This is a genomic window from Pseudomonas sp. PAMC25584, assembly GCF_058135675.1.
Window position 1 is genome coordinate 1952964 of sequence record NZ_CM176870.1, and the last position, 21319, is coordinate 1974282.

17 protein-coding genes are annotated in these 21319 nt (G+C 58.2%); 13 read left to right on the forward strand and 4 right to left on the reverse strand.

Annotated elements, in window-relative coordinates:
* Positions 1 to 140: 140 nt before the first annotated feature.
* The gene (locus ACS5Q8_RS09115) at positions 141 to 929 is read right to left on the reverse strand and encodes an MlaA family lipoprotein (RefSeq protein WP_276197225.1); all 789 of its coding nucleotides are present in this window, start codon (positions 927 to 929) and stop codon (positions 141 to 143) included.
* The gene (locus tag ACS5Q8_RS09120; protein ID WP_276197226.1) at positions 922 to 2220 is read right to left on the reverse strand and encodes a serine/threonine protein kinase; all 1299 of its coding nucleotides are present in this window, start codon (positions 2218 to 2220) and stop codon (positions 922 to 924) included. The genes ACS5Q8_RS09115 and ACS5Q8_RS09120 overlap by 8 nt, the downstream gene beginning before the upstream one ends.
* Before the next feature lie 235 nt (positions 2221 to 2455).
* Here ACS5Q8_RS09120 and ACS5Q8_RS09125 point away from each other — a divergent pair, with 235 nt between their 5' ends.
* Complete coding sequence (locus tag ACS5Q8_RS09125) at positions 2456 to 2824, forward strand: hypothetical protein (RefSeq protein WP_426099399.1); 369 nt, start codon at positions 2456 to 2458, stop codon at positions 2822 to 2824.
* 52 nt (positions 2825 to 2876) lie between these two features.
* On the opposite strand, the gene ACS5Q8_RS09130 is transcribed toward ACS5Q8_RS09125, so the two are convergent.
* Entirely contained in the window at positions 2877 to 4430 is a 1554-nt protein-coding gene (locus ACS5Q8_RS09130) for a glycoside hydrolase family 17 protein (protein WP_443698563.1), read from the reverse strand.
* A 331-nt stretch (positions 4431 to 4761) separates the two neighbouring features.
* On the opposite strand from ACS5Q8_RS09130, the gene ACS5Q8_RS09135 reads away from it, so the two are divergent.
* From ACS5Q8_RS09135 to ACS5Q8_RS09145, 3 genes are all read left to right on the forward strand, one after another.
* Positions 4762 to 5613: a glycine betaine ABC transporter substrate-binding protein gene (locus ACS5Q8_RS09135; RefSeq protein WP_276197228.1), complete on the forward strand. Its 852-nt coding sequence runs from the start codon at positions 4762 to 4764 to the stop codon at positions 5611 to 5613.
* A gap of 260 nt (positions 5614 to 5873) precedes the next feature.
* The gene (locus ACS5Q8_RS09140; RefSeq protein WP_276197229.1) at positions 5874 to 6185 is read left to right on the forward strand and encodes a DUF485 domain-containing protein; all 312 of its coding nucleotides are present in this window, start codon (positions 5874 to 5876) and stop codon (positions 6183 to 6185) included.
* Positions 6182 to 7840 (forward strand): cation acetate symporter, encoded by a 1659-nt coding sequence (locus ACS5Q8_RS09145; protein WP_276197230.1) that lies wholly within the window; start codon positions 6182 to 6184, stop codon positions 7838 to 7840. The genes ACS5Q8_RS09140 and ACS5Q8_RS09145 overlap by 4 nt, the downstream gene beginning before the upstream one ends.
* A gap of 390 nt (positions 7841 to 8230) precedes the next feature.
* Here ACS5Q8_RS09145 and gltA read toward each other — a convergent pair whose 3' ends face one another.
* Positions 8231 to 9520, reverse strand: coding sequence for a citrate synthase (gene gltA / locus ACS5Q8_RS09150; RefSeq protein WP_247396434.1), 1290 nt, complete (start codon positions 9518 to 9520; stop codon positions 8231 to 8233).
* 363 nt (positions 9521 to 9883) lie between these two features.
* On the opposite strand from gltA, the gene sdhC reads away from it, so the two are divergent.
* From sdhC to sucD, 9 genes are all read left to right on the forward strand, one after another.
* On the forward strand, positions 9884 to 10258 hold the full coding sequence (gene sdhC, locus ACS5Q8_RS09155; RefSeq protein WP_247396437.1) for a succinate dehydrogenase, cytochrome b556 subunit: 375 nt from the start codon (positions 9884 to 9886) through the stop codon (positions 10256 to 10258).
* Positions 10252 to 10620, forward strand: coding sequence for a succinate dehydrogenase, hydrophobic membrane anchor protein (gene sdhD, locus ACS5Q8_RS09160; protein ID WP_247396440.1), 369 nt, complete (start codon positions 10252 to 10254; stop codon positions 10618 to 10620). Before sdhC ends, sdhD begins: the two co-directional genes overlap by 7 nt.
* A 3-nt stretch (positions 10621 to 10623) precedes the next feature.
* Positions 10624 to 12396: a succinate dehydrogenase flavoprotein subunit gene (gene sdhA, locus ACS5Q8_RS09165; RefSeq protein ID WP_276197231.1), complete on the forward strand. Its 1773-nt coding sequence runs from the start codon at positions 10624 to 10626 to the stop codon at positions 12394 to 12396.
* Positions 12397 to 12407: 11 nt separating this feature from the next.
* A complete protein-coding gene (locus ACS5Q8_RS09170) occupies positions 12408 to 13112 on the forward strand; it encodes a succinate dehydrogenase iron-sulfur subunit (protein ID WP_276197232.1) in 705 nt (234 codons plus the stop codon).
* Positions 13113 to 13373: 261 nt separating this feature from the next.
* Positions 13374 to 16205, forward strand: coding sequence for a 2-oxoglutarate dehydrogenase E1 component (locus tag ACS5Q8_RS09175; protein ID WP_276197233.1), 2832 nt, complete (start codon positions 13374 to 13376; stop codon positions 16203 to 16205).
* Positions 16206 to 16249: 44 nt separating this feature from the next.
* Complete coding sequence (gene odhB / locus ACS5Q8_RS09180; protein WP_276197234.1) at positions 16250 to 17467, forward strand: 2-oxoglutarate dehydrogenase complex dihydrolipoyllysine-residue succinyltransferase; 1218 nt, start codon at positions 16250 to 16252, stop codon at positions 17465 to 17467.
* Positions 17468 to 17568: 101 nt separating this feature from the next.
* A complete protein-coding gene (lpdA, locus tag ACS5Q8_RS09185) occupies positions 17569 to 19005 on the forward strand; it encodes a dihydrolipoyl dehydrogenase (RefSeq protein ID WP_276197235.1) in 1437 nt (478 codons plus the stop codon).
* A gap of 203 nt (positions 19006 to 19208) precedes the next feature.
* On the forward strand, positions 19209 to 20375 hold the full coding sequence (gene sucC, locus ACS5Q8_RS09190; protein ID WP_017846770.1) for an ADP-forming succinate--CoA ligase subunit beta: 1167 nt from the start codon (positions 19209 to 19211) through the stop codon (positions 20373 to 20375).
* The gene (gene sucD / locus ACS5Q8_RS09195) at positions 20375 to 21256 is read left to right on the forward strand and encodes a succinate--CoA ligase subunit alpha (RefSeq protein WP_003210566.1); all 882 of its coding nucleotides are present in this window, start codon (positions 20375 to 20377) and stop codon (positions 21254 to 21256) included. The genes sucC and sucD overlap by 1 nt, the downstream gene beginning before the upstream one ends.
* The last annotated feature ends 63 nt before the right edge of the window (positions 21257 to 21319 follow it).

Consider the following 21319-nt stretch of genomic DNA (forward strand, 5'->3'; position numbering starts at 1 on the left):
CCGGTTTGTTAGATGTGTTTGCTCGCACGAACATCATCAACCAAATCGGCGTTCTTGTTTCTGTGTTTCCCGAGATTCCGTGAAGAACCAAAAAAAAGCCACTCGAGCGCGTCGAATGGCTTTTTTACAGCGTGGATCGGTTACTCGGCAATCTGCAACTTGCGCGATTCGGTATAGATGTAGCGCACTTTTTCGTACTCGAATGGCGAGTTCATCTGACCGTAGCGGAAGCTGGTCTGGTAGCGCTTGTCGACCGCGCGCAGGGCCCAGATTTCCGGATGGTTGGAGCTGACTTCGGAGACGTTCAAGAAGTTGATCTGCGATTCGGCGCTGTAGTCGACCAGCAGGCCGCCGGTATCGCGCAGGTTCGACGGGCCCAGAATCGGCAACACCAGGTAGGCGCCGCCAGGCACGCCGTAGAAGCCTAGGGTCTGGCCGAAGTCTTCGCTTTGGCGCGGCAGGCCCATGGAGGTGGCCGGGTCCCACAACCCGGCGACGCCGAGGGTGGTATTGAGCAGCAGGCGCCCGGTGGTTTCCAGGGAGCGGTGACCCTTGAGTTGCAGCAGGCTGTTCAACAGGTTGGGCACATCGCCCAGGTTGTTGAAGAAATTGCTCACGCCGGTACGCAGGAAGCTCGGCGTGACGTAGCGGTAACCGTCGACCACCGGCAGAAACACCCATTGGTCGAAGCGGTAGTTGAAGTGGTACACGCGGCGGTTCCACGACTCCAACGGGTCATACACGTTGAGGGCGGTCAGTGATGAACGTTCGAATTCGCGTTGGTCCAGGCCCGGATTGAACTTGAGCTTGCTCAGTGGCTCCTTGAAACCGTCGGCACCCACCACGGTGGGCGCGTGAGCCTTGCTGTTGTCGGCATTGGCCACGCTTGCGCACATCAGGGCGGCAAGCAGCAGAAGATATTTAGCCACGGAAGAACTCCAGCATGGCGTCGGCGTTGACGCGGTAATTGAGGTTGCCGCAGTGGCCGCCCAGCGGGTAGACGGTCAAGCGATCGCCGAAGGTTTGACGCAGGAAGCCGAGGTCGCCCGGACCGAGGATCACGTCGTCGGCGTTATGCATGACGGCGATTTTCGGGCTGGCGTGCAGGTAGTCCTTGAGGGCGTACAGGCTGACCTGATCGACCAGTTGCAACAGGCTGCCGCCATCGGAACGGGCGCGCCACATCGGAATGACCTGTTCGGTGAGGTAGCAATCGAAGTCACATTGCAGCGCGCGCTTGAGGAACGGCGTGAGGCTGGTGCCTTCGGTGATCGGGTACTTCGGCGGGATGATCAGGCCACGGCGGTTGATCAGGTCCGAGGTGAACGCGATGTCGGCCGCCGAAAAGCGGAACGTGGTGCCGATCAGCATGGCCATCTGTTCGTTGGTCAGGTGTTGCTTGGAGTTCTGGAAGTCGTAGAGCAGAGCGTCGTTTAGGTCGATGTAGCCTTTTTGCTGGAAGTAGCGGGTCAGCTTGTTCAACACCAGCTCATAAAAGGTCGTGGTGTTGTTGATGCCCTTGACCTCGGTTTGCACCAGCTTGTCGAGGTTGGTGATCGAGGTGTAGAGGTTGACCGGAGGGTTGAGCAGCAGCACTTTCTTGAAGTTGAAGCTGCGACGGGTTTCATCGAGCTTGCTGACAAACGCCGCATCCAGCGCGCCGAGGCTGTAGCCGCTGAGGTAAAAGTCGGTGACCGGCAGCGAGGCGTTCTGCGCGCGCACTGCTTGCATCACGCGGTACATATCTTCGGCGTCTTCCTGGGTGATGCCAGGCGTGGCAAAGCGCGAGGCTGCGCTCATGAAGTCGAAGCTGGTGGGCGATGACAGTTGCACGACGTGGTAGCCGGCCTGGTAGTAGAGTTTTTTCAGGTATTCGTTGATGCTGCTGTCAAACCGCGCACCGGTGCCCGATATCAAGAAGATCAGCGGCGCGGCGTGGTCTTGCTTGGCGATGCGGTAGGTGAGTTTCTTCACCGCCCAGAAGTTGTCGGGCAGGCTGAATTCGCGCTCGGGGCGCATGTTCAGGGTGTAGTCCGACTGGTTGATTTCGTCGTTGCTCGGCAAGCTGGGCCGAAGGTCAGGCGGCGTGGTGGCAATGGTCGCTTCGAACGGGTTGGTCAAAGGGAAGCCATAGCTGGCCTGGTCGATGTCGACGGCCAGTGCTGACGCACTCAAAAAAAGGCTGCCTAGCAAGGCAGCGCAGCGCAAGGAACGGAGCATGACTTAATCCCTAAGAGGAAACGTGCTGAATGAAGTTCGCAGGCTATGACCACCGCGTTGCCACCGAAGTGCCAGCCTTCGGCACGAAAAATCGGAAAAAAACGTCGGAATCGGGGTGATAGTCGCCAGAAGATACACTTTGCGACGCATTGATGAACACTTATCTGCGTACATATCTTGCTAACGGCCGCCGGGGGATTAAGCTGAGCGCCGTTTTTGCCTATCGGAGTGCTCCATGTCCCGCCGCTTGCCGCTGATCTTGCTGCTTATTGCCCTGCCGTTATGGCTGGCCGCCAGTTATGCCGCGCGTTACGGCTTTATGGAGGATGGCCGCTGGGTCGGTATTTGCGCGGATGAAGCCAGCCGCTGGGAATGCCAGGTGCGTTCGAACCTCGGTTTGATGATTCACTTCAAGATGATGGGCTGGGCTGCGCTGATGACGTCGGTGCTGGCGTTTTTCGTACCGGGGCGCGCGGGGTGGGGGTTGGCGGTGCTGGGACTGGTGTTCGGGTTGCCAGCGCTGGCGTTGTACAACACCACGTTTGCGGTGTTTGCAGTGGTGATTGCGGGGTTGCGGTTGGTCCGCAAGCCACGGGGCGCCTGATAGGGCCAATCGGGGGCGGTGCGACGATTCGACTTGCCCCCCGATGGCGTTCTTAAGCCTTGCGCATCCGCAAGCACCGCCACAAAGCCACAACCATCAACCCACTGACCAGCGCCCAACCCCACGCCTGCTGGTTCAGTAGGCCTTCGCGGAACAGCTGGGGCGCAATGCCGGCACCGATGATAAAGGTCAGCAGCGCGATTTCCCGACGTGGCCCGGTCACGGGGCGAACCAGATAGACCAGGGCGGGCAGTACCAGCGCCGCACTTGGGAAGCTGCGATAACGTGGGTCAAACACCAGCGCCAGCATCATGACCGCACCCGCGAACCCAGCGATTGCCACCCACCAGCCTGCGCGCTGCTCCAGCCAGTTGAATGCTCGTTCGCGCCAACCCTGGCGGTCGCTCAAGGCCAGGGCCGCGTGCGCCAGTACCAGCAGGTTCAACGCGACCAGCAGCCCCGCCCACACCCATTCATCATTGAAGCGTGCAGTTACGCGGGTCAGTTCGGCCCAGGTGCCGATGGAGCAGGCGGCGACGGCCCCGAGCAGCGGTAGCAGCCAGGCGGCGCGCGGGCTGCGCACCCGCCCACCGAGCGCTAGCGTGCCCAGCAGGATGATTCCGCCCACCCCCAGCCACAGCGGCCAGTACGGCACGTTGGTCACCGGGCCGGCGAGGATGCCCTTGTCCTGGCGGTCGGCATCGAATAAGCCCCAGTAACCCCCGACAGCGCCTTCACTGGCACGCTTCCACGGCTGATCAAAGGCTTCGATCAGGTTGTAGTGCCAACCATTGGCTTCGGCCATGGCCACGAAGCCGCGCATGAACTTGGCCTCATTGACCCGGCTCGGCACTGCGGTTTCGCGCTGGCGGCCTTCGCTGGGCCAGCCGGTCTCGCCGATCAGTACGTCCTTGGGCGCAAATTTGTTGCCAAAGGTCTGGCGCACATCGCCGACATGTTTGAGTGCCTGGTCGATCCCCGAGGGATCGTCTTCCCAGTAGGGCAGCAAGTGGATGGTCAGGAAATCCACCGCCGGGGCTATTTCCGGGTGTTGCAGCCAGAATTCCCAGACGTCGGCATATGTGACCGGCTGCTTGACCTGGCTTTTGACCTTATGGATCAGCTTCACCAACTGTGCGGCCGTGACTTCCTTGCGCAGCAGGGTTTCGTTGCCGACGATCACCGAGGTGACCACGTCGGCGTTGGCGTTGGCCGAGGCGATCAAGGCGTCAACTTCTTTTTCAGTGTCGAGTGGGTTGCCGTTGACCCAGGCGCCGATCATCAGTTTTAGCCCGTGTTTGCGCGCCAGGTCCGGCAAGGCTTCCAGGCCGGTCATGGAGTAGGTGCGGATGCATTCGAAGCGAGTGGCCAGCAGGGCCAGGTCGGCGTCCATGCGCTCGGGACGCAGCGTGAACGGCTGGTCGAACGGCGATTGGTCCTTGTCGAAGGGCGTGTAGGAGGCGCATTGCAGCTTATGGCTGGCGCTGGCCACGTCCGGCAACACCACCGGCCGGCCGAGGCCGTACCAGTACCCGACCAGCGCGAGCAGGCCGAGGATCGAGGCGAAAAAATAGGGCAGGGCAGGGAAGCGGGCAGTCGCGGGCATGGTCGGCTTATCTGGGGAGCAAAGGCGCGCATCTTACCCGGATTTGTCGCGTCCCAGTGGGGCTGCATGATTTAGACATGCAAAGTTCGGGCGGGGTATGAGGCGAGTGTCCCATAAAAGCGCTAGCTGGCGATGTGATGTCGTTTCTTGCTTACCTGAGGTCGCTGACAGAGCAGGACAAAGGCCCCGGCAGGTTGATGATCGAAGTATCAGCACTCCACTGATGTCGTAGCGGCCGGAAAGATGCGCGTGAAGGGGGCGCGGCGCACCACATAACAACAGGTTGACGTCGCTCGACATCCGTCGGGCGCAGCACTTTCGGGGAAGTACGATGAAGATGCGACGACTCTTGGGCGCAGCTGCCACTCTGGTAGTTGCGATGAGCTCCACACTGGCCAGCGCCGACAGCAAAACCCTGAGCATCGGCTATGTGGACGGTTGGTCCGACAGCGTTGCCACCACCCATGTGGCGGCAGAGGTGATCAAGGCAAAGCTCGGTTATGACGTCAAACTGCAAGCGGTCGCCACCGGGATCATGTGGCAAGGCGTTGCCACCGGCAAGCTCGACGCCATGCTCTCTGCCTGGCTGCCCGTGACCCACGGTGAATACTGGGCCAAGAACAAGGACAAGGTGGTCGACTACGGCCCCAACTTCAAGGATGCGAAGATCGGCCTGATCGTGCCGGAGTACGTCAAGGCCAAGTCCATTGAAGACCTCAAGACCGATACCACCTTCAAGAACAAGATCGTCGGTATCGACGCCGGTTCAGGCGTGATGCTCAAGACCGACGAAGCGATCAAGGCCTATGGCCTGGACTACAAGCTGCAAGCCAGTTCCGGCGCCGCGATGATCGCCGAACTGACCCGTGCCGAAGACAAACAGGAATCCATTGCGGTCACCGGGTGGGTGCCACACTGGATGTTCGCCAAGTGGAAACTGCGTTTCCTGGACGATCCAAAAGGGATTTATGGCGCTGCTGAAACCGTCAACAGCATCGGCAGCAAGGGCCTGGAGAAGAAAGCGCCGGAAGTTGTGGCGTTCCTGAAGAAATTCCAATGGGCTTCCAAGGACGAAATCGGTGAAGTCATGCTCGCCATTCAGGAAGGCGCCAAGCCTGATGCAGCCGCCAAGGACTGGGTCGCCAAGCACCCTGAGCGGGTTGCCGAATGGACCGGTAAGTAACCCCCTTTGATGTAACTCCCCTGTGGGAGGGGGCTTGCCCCCGATTGCGGTGTGTCAGTCGCTGATGATCTGACTGGTCTACCGCTCTCGGCGGCAAGCTCCCTCCCGCATTATTTTCGTCACCCGTAAATGTTTCTGCGCCCTCGCAAACCCTCGCTACACTCCCTCCTAATACTAAGGTCGTCTGGAACGTGTCCAGCAGTCGCATACAGTGGATATTGTTTCAATAATAACAAAGCTGTGCTGCGAGGATAAAAACAATGAACGACAGCATTTACCTCTCGATTCAAAACAGCCCGCGCTTCAAGGAGCTGGTTAGGAAAAGGGAAAGGTTCGCCTGGATTCTCTCGGCGATCATGCTAGGGCTTTACTCCGGATTCATCCTGTTGATCGCCTACGGGCCACAATTGCTGGGGACTAAGATCAGTCCCACTTCGTCCATCACCTGGGGAATCCCTATTGGTGTCGGGCTGATTCTTTCGGCCTTTGTCCTCACTGCGATCTACGTGCGACGCGCCAACGGCGAATTCGACGACCTGAACAATGCGATTCTCAAGGAGGCTGCGCAATGATCCGTCGTCTATTGGCTGTACTCGGTGCTTCGGTCTTCGCGCCTGCTGTATGGGCGGCGGAGGCATTAACGGGTGAAGTGCAAAAACAACCGCTGAATATTCCAGCGATCCTGATGTTCGTGGTCTTTGTCGGCGCGACGTTGTGCATCACCTACTGGGCGTCCAAGCGCAACAATTCGGCGGCCGACTATTACGCGGCCGGCGGCAAGATCACCGGTTTTCAGAACGGTCTGGCGATTGCCGGCGACTATATGTCTGCCGCGTCTTTCCTGGGTATTTCCGCACTGGTATACACCTCCGGCTACGACGGCCTGATCTACTCGATCGGCTTCCTGGTGGGCTGGCCGATCATTCTGTTCCTGATCGCCGAGCGCTTGCGTAACCTGGGCAAATACACCTTTGCCGACGTGGCGTCCTACCGCCTCGGGCAAACCCAGATCCGCAGCCTGTCGGCCTGTGGCTCGCTGGTGGTGGTAGCGTTCTACCTGATCGCGCAGATGGTTGGCGCGGGCAAGCTGATCCAGTTGCTGTTCGGTCTCGATTACCACGTGGCAGTGATCATGGTGGGTATCCTGATGTGCATGTACGTGCTGTTCGGCGGCATGCTGGCAACCACCTGGGTGCAGATCATCAAGGCAGTCTTGCTGCTGGCTGGTGCTACATTCATGGCGGTCATGGTGATGAAGCACGTCAACTTCGACTTCAGCACATTGTTCGCCGAGGCAGTCAAGGTTCACCCTAAAGGTGAGGCAATCATGAGCCCCGGCGGCCTGGTGAAAGATCCGGTCTCCGCGTTCTCCCTGGCCCTGGCACTGATGTTTGGTACCGCCGGCCTGCCGCACATCCTGATGCGCTTCTTCACCGTGAGCGACGCCAAGGAAGCCCGTAAGAGCGTGTTGTACGCTACTGGCTTCATCGGCTACTTCTACATCCTGACCTTTATCATCGGTTTTGGTGCGATCCTGTTGGTCAGCACTAACCCGGCGTTCAAGGATGCTGCAGGCGCCTTGCTCGGTGGTAACAACATGGCAGCGGTTCACCTGGCCAACGCGGTGGGTGGCAGTATCTTCCTGGGCTTCATCTCGGCTGTGGCGTTTGCCACCATCCTTGCGGTGGTTGCGGGCTTGACCCTGGCCGGTGCTTCGGCGGTGTCCCACGACCTATATGCCAGCGTGATCAAGAAAGGCAAGGCCAACGACAAGGATGAGATTCGCGTCTCGAAGATCACCACTATCGCTTTGGCGGTGCTGGCAATCGGTCTGGGTATCCTGTTTGAAAGCCAGAACATTGCGTTCATGGTTGGCCTGGCCTTCTCCATCGCGGCTAGCTGTAACTTCCCGGTGTTGCTGCTTTCCATGTATTGGAAGAACCTCACCACCCGTGGCGCAATGATTGGTGGCTGGCTCGGGTTGATCAGTGCCGTGGGCCTGATGGTCCTGGGGCCGACCATCTGGGTGTCGATCCTGCATCACGAAAAAGCCATCTTCCCGTATGAGTACCCTGCGCTGTTCTCGATGATCATCGCGTTCGTCAGTATCTGGTTCTTCTCCATCACCGACAAGTCGGCGGCGGCAGTCAAGGAACGGGCGCTGTACTTCCCGCAGTTTGTGCGTTCGCAGACTGGCCTGGGGGCGAGTGGGGCGGTTGCTCACTAAGGTTGTAGCTCAATAGGAAATGCCCCGGTCGAAAGGCCGGGGCATTTTTTTGGCTGGGGTTTTGTGTTGGCTGGGCTATTGCCATCGGGAGCAAGCTCCCTCCCACATTTGACTGCATTCCAGGGTGGGTAGTCGGGCAAATACGGGGGGTTGTAGCTCAATAGGAAATGCCCCGGTCGACAGGCTGGGGCATTTTTTGGCTGGGCATTGCCATCGGGAGCAAGCTCCCTCCCACATTTGACTGCATTCCAAGGCGGATGCTCGGTCAAATGTCGGAGGGGGCTTGCTCCCGATAGCGGCATTTCAGACAAAACAGTTTCTCGGTTCCTGCACAAATAAAAACGGCCTCCATGAAGGAGGCCGCTTTTTTATTACTCATCAGTCAGATGCTTACTTGCGATCTTCCAACTTGGTGATGTCACGCGACGCGTAGCCGGTGTACAGCTGGCGCGGGCGGCCAATCTTGTACGGGCTGGAGAGCATTTCTTTCCAGTGGGAGATCCAGCCCACGGTCCGCGCCAAGGCGAAGATCACGGTGAACATGCTGGTTGGAATGCCGATCGCCTTGAGGATGATCCCCGAGTAGAAGTCGACGTTCGGGTACAGCGAGCGTTCGATGAAGTAAGGGTCGGTCAGGGCGATCTCTTCCAGGCGCATGGCCAGTTCGAGTTGCGGATCGTTCTTGATGCCCAGTTCCCTCAACACTTCGTCGCAGGTTTTCTTCATGACGGTGGCGCGCGGGTCGCGGTTCTTGTAGACCCGGTGACCGAAGCCCATCAACTTGAACGGATCGTTCTTGTCTTTGGCCTTGGCGATGTATTTGTCGATGTTCGAGACATCGCCGATTTCATCGAGCATGGTCAATACGGCTTCGTTCGCACCACCGTGGGCAGGGCCCCACAGTGCGGCGATACCGGCGGCGATACAGGCGAACGGGTTGGCACCCGAAGAACCTGCCAGACGCACGGTAGAGGTGGAGGCGTTCTGCTCGTGGTCGGCATGGAGGATGAAGATCCGGTCCATTGCCTTGGCGAGCACCGGGCTGATCGGTTTGATCTCGCACGGGGTGTTGAACATCATGTGCAGGAAGTTTTCCGCGTAAGTCAGGTCGTTGCGCGGGTACATCATGGGTTGGCCCATGGAGTACTTGTAAACCATTGCGGCCAGGGTCGGCATCTTGGCAACCAGGCGGATCGCGGAAATTTCGCGATGCTGCGGGTTATTGATGTCGAGGGAGTCGTGATAGAAAGCCGACAGGGCACCGACTACGCCGCACATGACGGCCATTGGGTGGGCGTCGCGACGGAAGCCGTTGAAGAAAGTCTTCAACTGCTCGTGAACCATGGTGTGGTTCTTTACGGTGCTGACGAACTCGGCTTTCTGCTCGGCGGTTGGCAACTCGCCATTTAGTAGCAGATAGCAGGTTTCCAGGTAATCCGATTTTTCAGCCAGTTGCTCAATCGGGTAGCCCCGATGCAGCAAAATGCCATTGTCGCCATCGATATAGGTAATCTTCGACTCGCATGAAGCGGTCGACATGAAGCCTGGGTCGAAAGTGAAACGGCCCGTGGCCGTAAGGCCCCGTACGTCGATAACATCAGGACCAACGGTGCCGGTTAAAATGGGCAGCTCGACGGGGGCTACGCCCTCGATGATCAACTGCGCTTTTTTGTCAGCCATGTGGCCTCCTATTTATGCTTCAAATCATCAGACAGACCCCCCACGCAGGGCCCGGACCACTATAGTGAGATAAATTCAGATGTCAATTTGCCTAAAGTCTTGCTCCAGAAGGCTTTCACAGGACTTTTTCCTCGAAATTTACCGCCATTTACGCCTTTTATTCCGCCAGCGCAATGCGCTATTAGCGTGAGGTCAGCGCGTTGTCATTAGTAGCCTAACTGTCTATACTCGGCCACCGACCGCCAAGGGCTTTTGGGCTTGCTTTCATTGGGGGTCGCACTCCCTGGGTGGCGTTACCTGACCAGTACACTCCCCAACAACTTTGCCCTGATTGTTAGGGGCTCTTCAGTGTGAAAAAAAGCCGTGAATAGCCAACGACCTGTAAACCTAGACCTAAGGACCATCAAACTCCCCATCACCGGCGTTACGTCGTTCCTGCACCGTGTTTCCGGCATCATCCTCTTCCTGGGCTTGGGCTTCATGCTTTATGCATTGAGCAAATCCTTGGGTTCCGAGGAAGGTTATGCCGAGGTGAAGGCATGCTTGACCAGTCCGCTGGCCAAGTTCGTAGCATGGGGTCTCTTGTCCGCTCTGCTGTATCACTTGGTAGCCGGCGTGCGCCACTTGATCATGGATATGGGCATCGGTGAGACGCTGGAAGGCGGCCGCCTGGGCTCGAAAATCGTCATCGCCATTTCCGTGGTGCTGATCGTTCTGGCAGGAGTTTGGATATGGTAACCAGCGTAACGAATCTGTCGCGTTCGGGCCTCTATGACTGGATGGCACAGCGTGTGTCTGCGGTCGTTCTCGCGGCTTATTTCATTTTCCTGATCGGATACCTCGTCGCAAATCCGGGCATCGGCTATGAGCAGTGGCATGGCCTGTTTTCCCATAACGCGATGCGAATCTTCAGTCTGCTGGCCCTTGTAGCCCTGGGCGCTCACGCCTGGGTCGGCATGTGGACCATCTCGACCGACTACCTGACGCCAATGGCGCTGGGCAAGTCTGCGACAGCAGTACGGTTTCTCTTCCAGGCAGTATGCGGCGTCATGATGTTCGCTTACTTCGTCTGGGGTGTGCAGATTCTTTGGGGTATCTGATCCATGGCTAACATTCCAACTATTTCCTTCGACGCTATCATCATTGGTGGCGGCGGCGCCGGCATGCGCGCAGCGCTGCAACTGGCTCAGGGCGGTCACAAGACTGCCGTGATCACCAAGGTGTTCCCGACGCGTTCCCACACCGTATCGGCTCAGGGTGGCATCACCTGCGCCATCGCCTCCGCCGACCCGAACGATGACTGGCGCTGGCACATGTACGATACCGTCAAGGGTTCCGACTATATCGGTGACCAGGACGCTATCGAATACATGTGTCAGGAAGGCCCGGCCGCCGTGTTCGAGCTGGACCACATGGGGCTGCCGTTCTCGCGTACCGAGCAAGGTCGTATCTACCAGCGTCCATTCGGCGGTCAGTCGAAGGATTACGGTAAAGGTGGCCAGGCTGCCCGTACCTGCGCTGCTTCCGACCGTACCGGTCACGCGCTGCTGCACACCCTTTATCAGGGCAACCTGAAAGCTGGCACCACGTTCCTGAACGAGTACTACGCGGTTGACCTGGTGAAAAACCAGGACGGCGCATTCGTCGGCGTGATCGCTATCTGCATCGAAACCGGTGAAACCACCTACATCCGCGCCAAGGCTACTGTTCTGGCGACTGGCGGTGCAGGTCGTATCTACGCATCGACCACCAACGCCCTGATCAACACCGGTGACGGCGTTGGCATGGCGCTGCGTGCTGGCGTGCCGGTGCAGGACATTGAAATGTGGCAGTTCCACCCAACCGGTATCGCCGGTGCCGGTGTACTCGTCACCGAAGGTTGCCGTGGTGAAGGTGGCTATCTGATCAACAAGCACGGTGAGCGTTTCATGGAGCGTTATGCTCCGAACGCGAAAGACCTTGCTGGTCGTGACGTTGTTGCTCGCTCCATGGTCAAGGAAATCATCGCCGGCAACGGCTGTGGCCCGAATGGCGACCACGTAATGCTGAAGCTCGATCACCTCGGCGAGGAAGTGCTGCACAGCCGCCTGCCAGGTATCTGCGAGCTGTCCAAGACCTTTGCTCACGTTGACCCGGTGGTTGCTCCGGTTCCGGTTGTTCCGACTTGCCACTACATGATGGGCGGCGTGCCGACCAACATTCATGGTCAGGCGATCACCCAGAACGCCGAAGGTGTGGACGAGATCATTCATGGTCTCTTCGCAGTAGGCGAAGTGGCTTGCGTATCGGTACACGGCGCCAACCGTCTGGGCGGCAACTCGCTGCTCGACCTGGTGGTATTCGGCCGCGCTGCCGGCCTGCACCTCGAGAAGGCGCTGACCGACGGCATCGAATACGATGACGCCACTGACGCCAACATCGAAACCGCCCTGGCCCGTCTGAACGCTCTGAACGAGCGTACCGATGGCGAAGACGTGGCTACCCTGCGTCGCGAGCTGCAAAGCTGCATGCAGAACTACTTCGGTGTATTCCGTACCGGCGAATACATGCAGAAGGGTATCGCCCAGTTGGCCGACCTGCGCACGCGCATCGCCAACGTCAAGATCAACGATAAGAGCCAGGCGTTCAACACCGCTCGTATCGAAGCCCTTGAACTGCAAAACCTGTTGGAAGTGGCTGAAGCGACTGCGATCGCCGCCGAGGTTCGTAAAGAATCCCGTGGTGCTCACGCTCGTGAAGACTTTGAAGATCGCGATGACGAAAACTGGTTGTGCCACACCCTGTACTTCCCGGGTGACAAGCGCGTAACCAAGCGTGCCGTTAACTTCTCGCCGAAGACGGTTCCGATGTTTGAACCGAAAATTCGGACTTACTAAGGGTGGCTGCCATGTTGAAAGTCAGTGTGTATCGCTACAACCCTGATCGGGACGCTGCGCCGTTCATGCAGGATTTTCAGGTCGATACCGGTGGTAAAGACTTGATGGTGCTGGATGTGCTGGCCCTGATCAAAGAGCAGGACGAAGGTTTCTCCTATCGTCGCTCTTGCCGTGAAGGTGTGTGCGGTTCCGACGGCATGAACATCAACGGCAAAAACGGCCTGGCGTGCATCACGCCACTGTCCGCCGTGGTTAAGGGCAATAAGCTGATCGTTCGTCCTCTGCCAGGGTTGCCGGTTATCCGTGACCTGGTCGTCGATATGAGCATCTTCTACAAGCAATACGAGAAGGTTAAGCCATTCCTGCAGAACGACACGCCGGCTCCGGCCATCGAACGTCTGCAGTCCCCGGAAGAACGCGAAAAGCTCGACGGTCTGTACGAGTGCATCCTGTGCGCTTGCTGCTCGACTTCCTGCCCGTCCTTCTGGTGGAACCCGGACAAGTTCCTGGGTCCAGCCGCTCTGCTGCAAGCGTATCGCTTCCTGGCAGACAGCCGTGACACCTATACGTCCGAGCGCCTGGCTTCACTGGATGACCCGTTCAGCGTATTCCGCTGCCGCGGGATCATGAACTGCGTCAACGTATGTCCCAAAGGCCTGAACCCGACTAAGGCCATTGGTCACATCCGTAATATGCTGCTGCAAAGCGGCGTGTAATTGACGTTGTAGCAAAGCAGGACCGTTGTGCCCGTAAATGCTACGGCGCAGGCTTCAACCGGCGCCGTAGTCTTAACTTGAGCAGCGACTTACAAAGCCGCGGCTCTTATTTTGAAGAAATGAGACAAGCAGGGGCATTCGGGTTGGTACCCGAACTATCAGCGTGATCCTAAGTGGCTTGTTTTGGTCGCTGCACTGGGCCTTTTGCAAGCAAACTCGGTGTCGCCGCCGGTGGTGTCCCCAAATCGAGGGTGACCAAGCATGCAAGAAAGCGTGATGCAGCGCATGTGGAACAGCGGCTATCTTTCAGGTGGTAACGCTGCCTATGTGGAAGAGCTTTATGAGCTCTACCTGCACGACCCTAACGCTGTGCCAGAAGAATGGCGCACCAAATTTCAGACGTTGTCTTCAGACGGCAACGCTGCCACCGATGTATCGCACGCAACAATTCGCGATCAGTTCGTGCTGCTGGCAAAGAACCAGCGCCGCGCCCAACCGGTTTCTGCCGGAAGCGTGAGCAGTGAGCATGAGAAGAAGCAAGTTGAAGTATTGCGACTGATCCAGGCCTACCGTATGCGTGGCCACCAGGCGGCCCAGCTCGATCCGCTGGGGCTCTGGAAGCGTCCTGCACCTGCAGACCTGTCGATCAATCATTACGGCTTGACCAATGCCGATCTTGATACGATCTTCCGTGCCGGCGACCTGTTCATCGGCAAAGAGGAAGCGAGCCTACGTGAAATTCACGAAGCGTTGCAGCAGACATATTGCCGCACCATTGGCGCTGAGTTCACGCACATCACCGACTCCGAACAGCGTCACTGGTTCCAGCATCGCCTGGAAGGCGTGCGTGGCCGTCCGGTTATGTCCGCCGATGTGCGCAGCCACCTGCTTGAGCGCGTGACCGCAGCCGAAGGCCTGGAAAAATACCTGGGCACCAAATACCCGGGTACCAAGCGTTTCGGCCTGGAAGGCGGCGAGAGCCTGATTCCGATGCTCGATGAGCTGATCCAGCGTTCCGGCTCCTACGGCACCAAGGAAATCGTGATCGGCATGGCCCACCGTGGCCGTCTCAACGTGCTGGTCAACACCTTCGGCAAGAACCCGCGCGAGTTGTTCGACGAGTTCGAAGGCAAGAAAAAGGTCGAGCTGGGTTCCGGTGACGTTAAATACCACCAGGGCTTCTCGTCCAACGTGATGACCACCGGCGGTGAAGTTCACCTGGCCATGGCCTTCAACCCATCCCACCTGGAAATCGTTTCTCCAGTGGTCGAGGGTTCGGTGCGGGCTCGCCAGGATCGTCGTAACGACACCACTGGTGAGAAGGTTCTGCCGATTTCCATCCACGGCGACGCGGCATTTGCCGGTCAAGGCGTGGTTCTGGAAACCTTCCAGATGTCGCAGACCCGCGGCTTCAAGACTGGCGGTACCGTTCACATCGTCATCAACAACCAGGTGGGCTTCACCATCAGCAACCCGTTGGACGCGCGTTCCACCGAGTACGCCACCGACGTTGCCAAGATGATCCAGGCACCGATCCTCCATGTGAATGGTGATGATCCGGAAGCCGTGCTGTTCGTGACCCAACTGGCGGTCGACTACCGCATGCAGTTCAAGCGTGACGTGGTGATCGACCTGGTTTGCTACCGCCGTCGCGGTCACAACGAAGCGGACGAACCAAGCGGCACCCAGCCGTTGATGTACCAGCAGATCACCAAGCAGCGCACTACCCGTGAGCTGTACGCCGAAAGCTTGACCAAGGCCGGTGTGGTTGACGAAGTGCGTGTTCAGGCGAAAGTCGACGAATACCGCAACGCTCTGGACAATGGTTTGCATGTTGTAAAAAGCCTGGTTAAAGAGCCGAACAAAGAGCTGTTCGTCGACTGGCGTCCGTACCTGGGCCACGCCTGGACTGCACGTCACGATACGTCTTTCGATCTGAAGACCCTGCAGGAACTGTCTGCCAAGCTGCTGGAAATTCCGGATGGCTTCGTCGTACAGCGCCAGGTTGCGAAGATCTACGAAGACCGTCAAAAAATGCAAGCCGGCGGCCTGCCGATCAACTGGGGTTACGCTGAAACCATGGCGTACGCGACCCTGGCGTTCGAAGGTCACCCGATCCGCATGACCGGCCAGGACATCGGCCGTGGTACGTTCTCGCACCGTCACGCGGTTCTGCACAACCAGAAAGACGCGGGTACCTACATCCCGTTGCAACACCTGTACGAAGGTCAGCCACGTTTCGACCTGTACGATTCGTTCCTGTCCGAAGAAGCCGTGCTGGCGTTCGAATACGGTTACTCGACCACCACGCCTCAGGCGCTGGTGATCTGGGAAGCCCAGTTCGGCGACTTCGCCAACGGTGCCCAGGTGGTTATTGACCAGTTCATCACCAGCGGTGAGCACAAGTGGGGCCGTCTGTGCGGTCTGACCATGCTGCTGCCACACGGTTATGAAGGTCAGGGTCCGGAGCACTCTTCGGCCCGTCTGGAGCGTTACCTGCAACTGTGCGCCGAGCACAACATCCAGGTATGCGTGCCGACTACCCCGGCCCAGATCTACCACTTGCTGCGTCGTCAGGTCATTCGCCCGCTGCGCAAGCCGCTGGTAGTGCTGACGCCGAAATCGCTGCTGCGTCATAAATTGGCCATCTCGACCCTGGAAGATCTGGCTGACGGTTCGTTCCAGACCGTGATTCCAGAAATCGATGCACTGGATGCGGCCAAGGTCACTCGCCTGGTCCTGTGCAGCGGCAAGGTCTACTACGATCTGCTGGAAAAACGCCGTGCCGAAGGCCGCGAAGACATCGCCATCGTGCGTATCGAGCAGCTTTACCCGTTCCCGGAAGATGACCTCATGGAGATCATCGCGCCTTACACCAACCTCACTCATGTAGTGTGGTGTCAGGAAGAACCGATGAACCAGGGCGCGTGGTACAGCAGCCAGCATCATCTGCGTCGCAGCATGGGTAACCACATCAAGGGCTTGGGCCTGGAGTACGCCGGCCGCGATGCTTCTGCCGCACCTGCATGTGGCTATGCATCGATGCACGCCGAGCAGCAGGAAAAACTCCTGCAAGATGCTTTCACTGTTTAACGCCTTCGCGCTGACTGAAACCGAATTTTAAGGACCCATAGATAATGGCTATTGAAATCAAAGCCCCGACATTCCCGGAATCGGTTGCCGATGGCACCATTGCCACTTGGCACAAGAAACCCGGCGAGGCTGTAAAACGTGACGAACTGATCGTCGACATCGAGACCGACAAAGTCGTTCTGGAAGTGTTGGCCGAAGCTGACGGCGTGCTGGGCGCGATCATCGCCAATGAAGGCGATACCGTCCTGTCCAACCAGGTACTGGGCTCGATCGAAGCGGGCAGCGCTGCTGCTGCTCCAGCCGCCGCACCGGCTGCTGCTTCTGCTCCAGCTGCTGCTCCGGCTGCTGGTGGCGAAGATCCAATCGCCGCACCGGCTGCTCGTCAATTGGCCGAAGAAAACGGCATTAACCTGGCTTCCATCAAAGGCACCGGCAAAGACGGCCGTGTGACCAAGGAAGACGTGGTTGCTGCAGTTGAAGCCAAGAAAAACGCTCCAGCAGCTGCACCTGCCAAGGCAGCAGCGCCTGCTGCCGCTGCTCCTGTGTTCGCCGCTGGCGACCGCACCGAGAAGCGCGTTCCGATGACCCGCGTGCGTGCCACCGTGGCCAAGCGCCTGGTTGAAGCCCAGTCGAACATGGCGATGCTGACCACCTTCAACGAAGTCGACATGACCGAAGTCATGGCCCTGCGTTCGAAGTACAAGGATCTGTTCGAGAAGAGCCACAACGGCGTGCGCCTGGGCTTCATGTCGTTCTTCGTGAAAGCGGCCACCGAAGCGCTGAAACGCTTCCCGGCAGTCAACGCTTCCATCGACGGTAGCGACATCGTTTACCATGGCTACGCAGACGTCGGCGTTGCCGTGTCCAGCGACCGTGGCCTGGTGGTTCCGGTTCTGCGTAACGCCGAGCTGATGAGCCTGGCTGAAATCGAAGGCGGCATCGCCGGCTTCGGCAAGAAAGCCCGTGACGGCAAGCTGACCATCGACGAGATGACCGGCGGTACCTTCACCATCACCAACGGTGGTACCTTCGGTTCGATGATGTCGACCCCGATCGTCAACCCGCCGCAAGCCGCGATCCTGGGCATGCACAACATCATCCAGCGTCCGATGGCCATCAACGGCCAAGTCGTGATCCGCCCAATGATGTACCTGGCGCTGTCTTACGATCACCGCCTGATCGATGGTAAAGAAGCCGTGACTTTCCTGGTGACCATCAAGAACCTGCTGGAAGACCCAGCTCGTCTGCTGCTGGATATCTGATAGAAGCAGCTGCCGGCCTCAAGTGACAGGCTGCCGGAAACGGCAGTCGGGCTTGGGGCTTGCGGCTTGAAAGCTTGCTGCTAAATAGAGGAACTATTTTCATGTCGCAGAAATTTGACGTTGTAGTGATTGGTGCAGGTCCTGGCGGCTATGTTGCCGCCATCAAGGCTGCACAACTGGGCCTCTCGACTGCTTGCATCGAAAAATACACCGACAAGGAAGGCAAACTGGCACTGGGCGGTACTTGCCTGAACGTTGGTTGCATTCCTTCCAAGGCGCTGCTGGACAGCTCCTGGAAATTCCACGAAGCGCAAAGCGGTTTTGCCATCCACGGCATCAACCACGCTGGCGTGACCATGGACGTACCCGCGATGGTCGGCCGTAAAGCCAACATCGTTAAAGGCCTCACCTCCGGCGTTGCGACCCTGTTCAAGGCCAACGGCGTAACTTCCCTGCAAGGTCACGGCAAACTGCTGGCCGGCAAGAAAGTTGAAATCACCAAGCCGGACGGTTCGGTAGAAATCATCGAAGCCGAAAACGTGATCCTGGCCCCAGGTTCGCGTCCAATCGACATTCCACCAGCACCTGTTGATCAGAACGTGATCGTTGATTCGACCGGCGCCCTGGAATTCCAGGCAGTTCCTAAGCGTCTGGGCGTGATCGGCGCTGGCGTGATCGGCCTGGAACTGGGTTCGGTCTGGTCCCGTCTGGGTTCCCAAGTCACTGTTCTCGAAGCCCTGGATACGTTCCTGCTGGCTGCTGACACCGCAGTGTCCAAAGAAGCGCTGAAAACCCTGACTAAACAAGGTCTGGACATCAAGCTGGGCGCTCGCGTGACCGGCTCGAAGGTTAACGGCGAAGAAGTCGTCGTGACCTACACTGACAAGGATGGCGAGCAGACCATTACTTTCGACAAGTTGATCGTAGCCGTTGGTCGCCGCCCAGTGACCACCGACCTGCTGGCTTCCGACTGCGGCGTGAACATCGACGAGCGTGGTTTCATCCACGTTGACGATCACTGCGCTACCACCGTTCCAGGCGTCTACGCCATTGGCGACGTGGTTCGCGGCATGATGCTGGCGCACAAGGCTTCCGAAGAAGGCATCATGGTTGTCGAGCGCATCAAGGGCCACAAAACCCAGATGAACTACGACCTGGTACCATCGGTTATCTACACCCACCCGGAAATTGCATGGGTTGGCAAGAACGAACAGCAGTTGAAAGCTGAAGGCGTTGAAGTTAACGTCGGCACCTTCCCGTTCGCTGCTTCTGGCCGTGCCATGGCAGCCAACGACACCGGTGGTTTTGTCAAAGTCATCGCTGATGCCAAGACTGACCGCGTATTGGGCGTCCATGTGATTGGCCCAGGCGCTGCAGAACTGGTCCAGCAGGGCGCAATCGGTATGGAATTCGGCACCAGTGCCGAGGACATCGGCATGATGGTTTTCTCCCATCCGACCCTGTCCGAAGCGTTGCACGAAGCCGCGCTGGCAGTGAATGGTCATGCCATTCACATCGCGAACAAGAAGAAGCGCTAAAACGAGATAATAAGAAACCACGGCGGCTGCCCGTCGTGAGCCTTGTGCGCAAGACTCACCGCGGAATGTCCGCTGGACGCAGTCTTGCGCAGCTTGACCGGGCTTAAGTCCGGCAAGTTGCGTAAGCAGCAGTCACAGGTGGCGCGGCACTCATAATGAGCGCAGCGCCGAATGCGCAGTACCTAACGAAGACGGTAAAAAGCATGAATCTTCACGAGTATCAGGGTAAGCAGCTGTTCGCTGAATACGGCCTGCCAGTATCCCAGGGCTACGCAGTAGACACCCCGGAAGCAGCAGCAGAAGCTTGCGATAAAATCGGCGGGACCGAATGGGTTGTAAAAGCCCAGGTTCACGCAGGTGGTCGCGGTAAAGCGGGCGGCGTTAAGCTGGTTCGCAGCAAAGAAGACGCCAAGGCCTTCGCACAACAGTGGCTGGGCAAGCGTCTGGTGACTTACCAGACTGATGCCAATGGCCAGCCAGTCACCAAGATCCTGGTTGAATCGTGCACTGATATCGCTAAAGAGCTGTACCTGGGCGCTGTCGTTGACCGTTCGAGCCGTCGCATCGTGTTCATGGCTTCCACCGAAGGTGGCGTGGACATCGAGAAGATCGCTCACGACACTCCAGAAAAAATTCTCAAAGCCACCATCGACCCACTGGTTGGCGCTCAGCCATTCCAGGGGCGCGAGCTGGCTTTCCAGCTGGGCCTGGAAGGCAAGCAAGTTGCCCAGTTTGCCAAGATCTTCGTAGGTCTGGCCAAACTGTTCCAGGATCACGATCTGGCCCTGCTGGAAGTGAACCCGCTGGTGATCAAGGCTGACGGCGATCTGCATTGCCTCGACGCCAAGATCAACATCGACGCCAACGCCATGTACCGTCAGCCTAAGCTGAAGACTTTCCACGATCCGTCGCAAGACGATCCGCGCGAAGCGCACGCTGCCAAGTTCGAACTGAACTACGTAGCCCTGGAAGGTAACATCGGCTGCATGGTCAACGGTGCTGGCCTGGCCATGGGTACCATGGACATCGTCAATCTGCATGGCGGCAAACCAGCCAACTTCCTCGACGTGGGCGGTGGTGCTACCAAAGAACGCGTAACCGAAGCCTTCAAGATCATCCTGTCCGACTCCAACGTCGCTGCAGTACTGGTCAACATCTTCGGCGGCATCGTTCGTTGCGACATGATTGCCGAAGGCATCATCGGTGCAGTGAAAGAAGTCGGCGTGAAAATCCCGGTGGTTGTTCGCCTTGAAGGTAACAACGCTGAACTGGGCGCTAAAGTACTGGCAGAAAGCGGTTTGAACATCATCGCGGCTACCAGCCTGACCGACGCTGCTCAACAAGTTGTTAAAGCTGCGGAGGGCAAATAATGAGCGTCCTGATCAATAAAGACACCAAAGTTATCTGCCAGGGTATTACCGGTTCGCAAGGTAGTTTCCACACCCAGCAAGCCATCGAATACGGCACCAAGATGGTGGGTGGTGTAACTCCGGGCAAAGGCGGCACCGAGCACCTGGGCCTGCCCGTGTTCAACACCGTTAAAGACGCAGTCGCTGCCACTGGCGCCACCGCCAGCGTGATCTACGTTCCAGCTCCTTTCTGCAAGGACTCGATCCTGGAAGCGGCATTCGGCGGCATCAAGCTGATCGTGTGCATCACCGAAGGCATTCCTACCCTGGATATGCTGGACGCCAAGGTCAAGTGCGACGAGCTGGGCGTGGTCCTGATCGGCCCTAACTGCCCAGGCGTGATCACTCCAGGCGAATGCAAGATCGGCATCATGCCCGGTCACATTCACTTGCCAGGTAAAGTCGGTATCGTTTCCCGTTCCGGCACCCTGACCTACGAAGCTGTGAAGCAGACCACTGACGCCGGTTTCGGTCAGTCGACTTGCGTCGGCATCGGCGGTGACCCGATCCCAGGCTCGAACTTCATCGACATCCTGAAGTTGTTCCAGGAAGACCCGAAGACCGAAGCGATCGTCATGATCGGTGAGATCGGCGGGTCGGCTGAAGAAGAAGCGGCTGCCTACATCAAGGCACACGTGACCAAGCCGGTTGTTTCCTACATTGCTGGTGTGACTGCCCCTGCTGGCAAGCGCATGGGCCATGCTGGCGCAATCATTTCTGGCGGCAAGGGCACTGCAGACGAGAAGTTTGCTGCCCTGGAAGACGCAGGCGTGAAAACCGTGCGTTCGCTGGCAGACATCGGCAAGGCTCTGTCCGAGCTGACCGGTTGGGCTGTCAAGTAAGCCTCGCGCTTAACTGACGCTTCACCAGGCAAAGGCCACCTTCGGGTGGCCTTTGTGCATTCT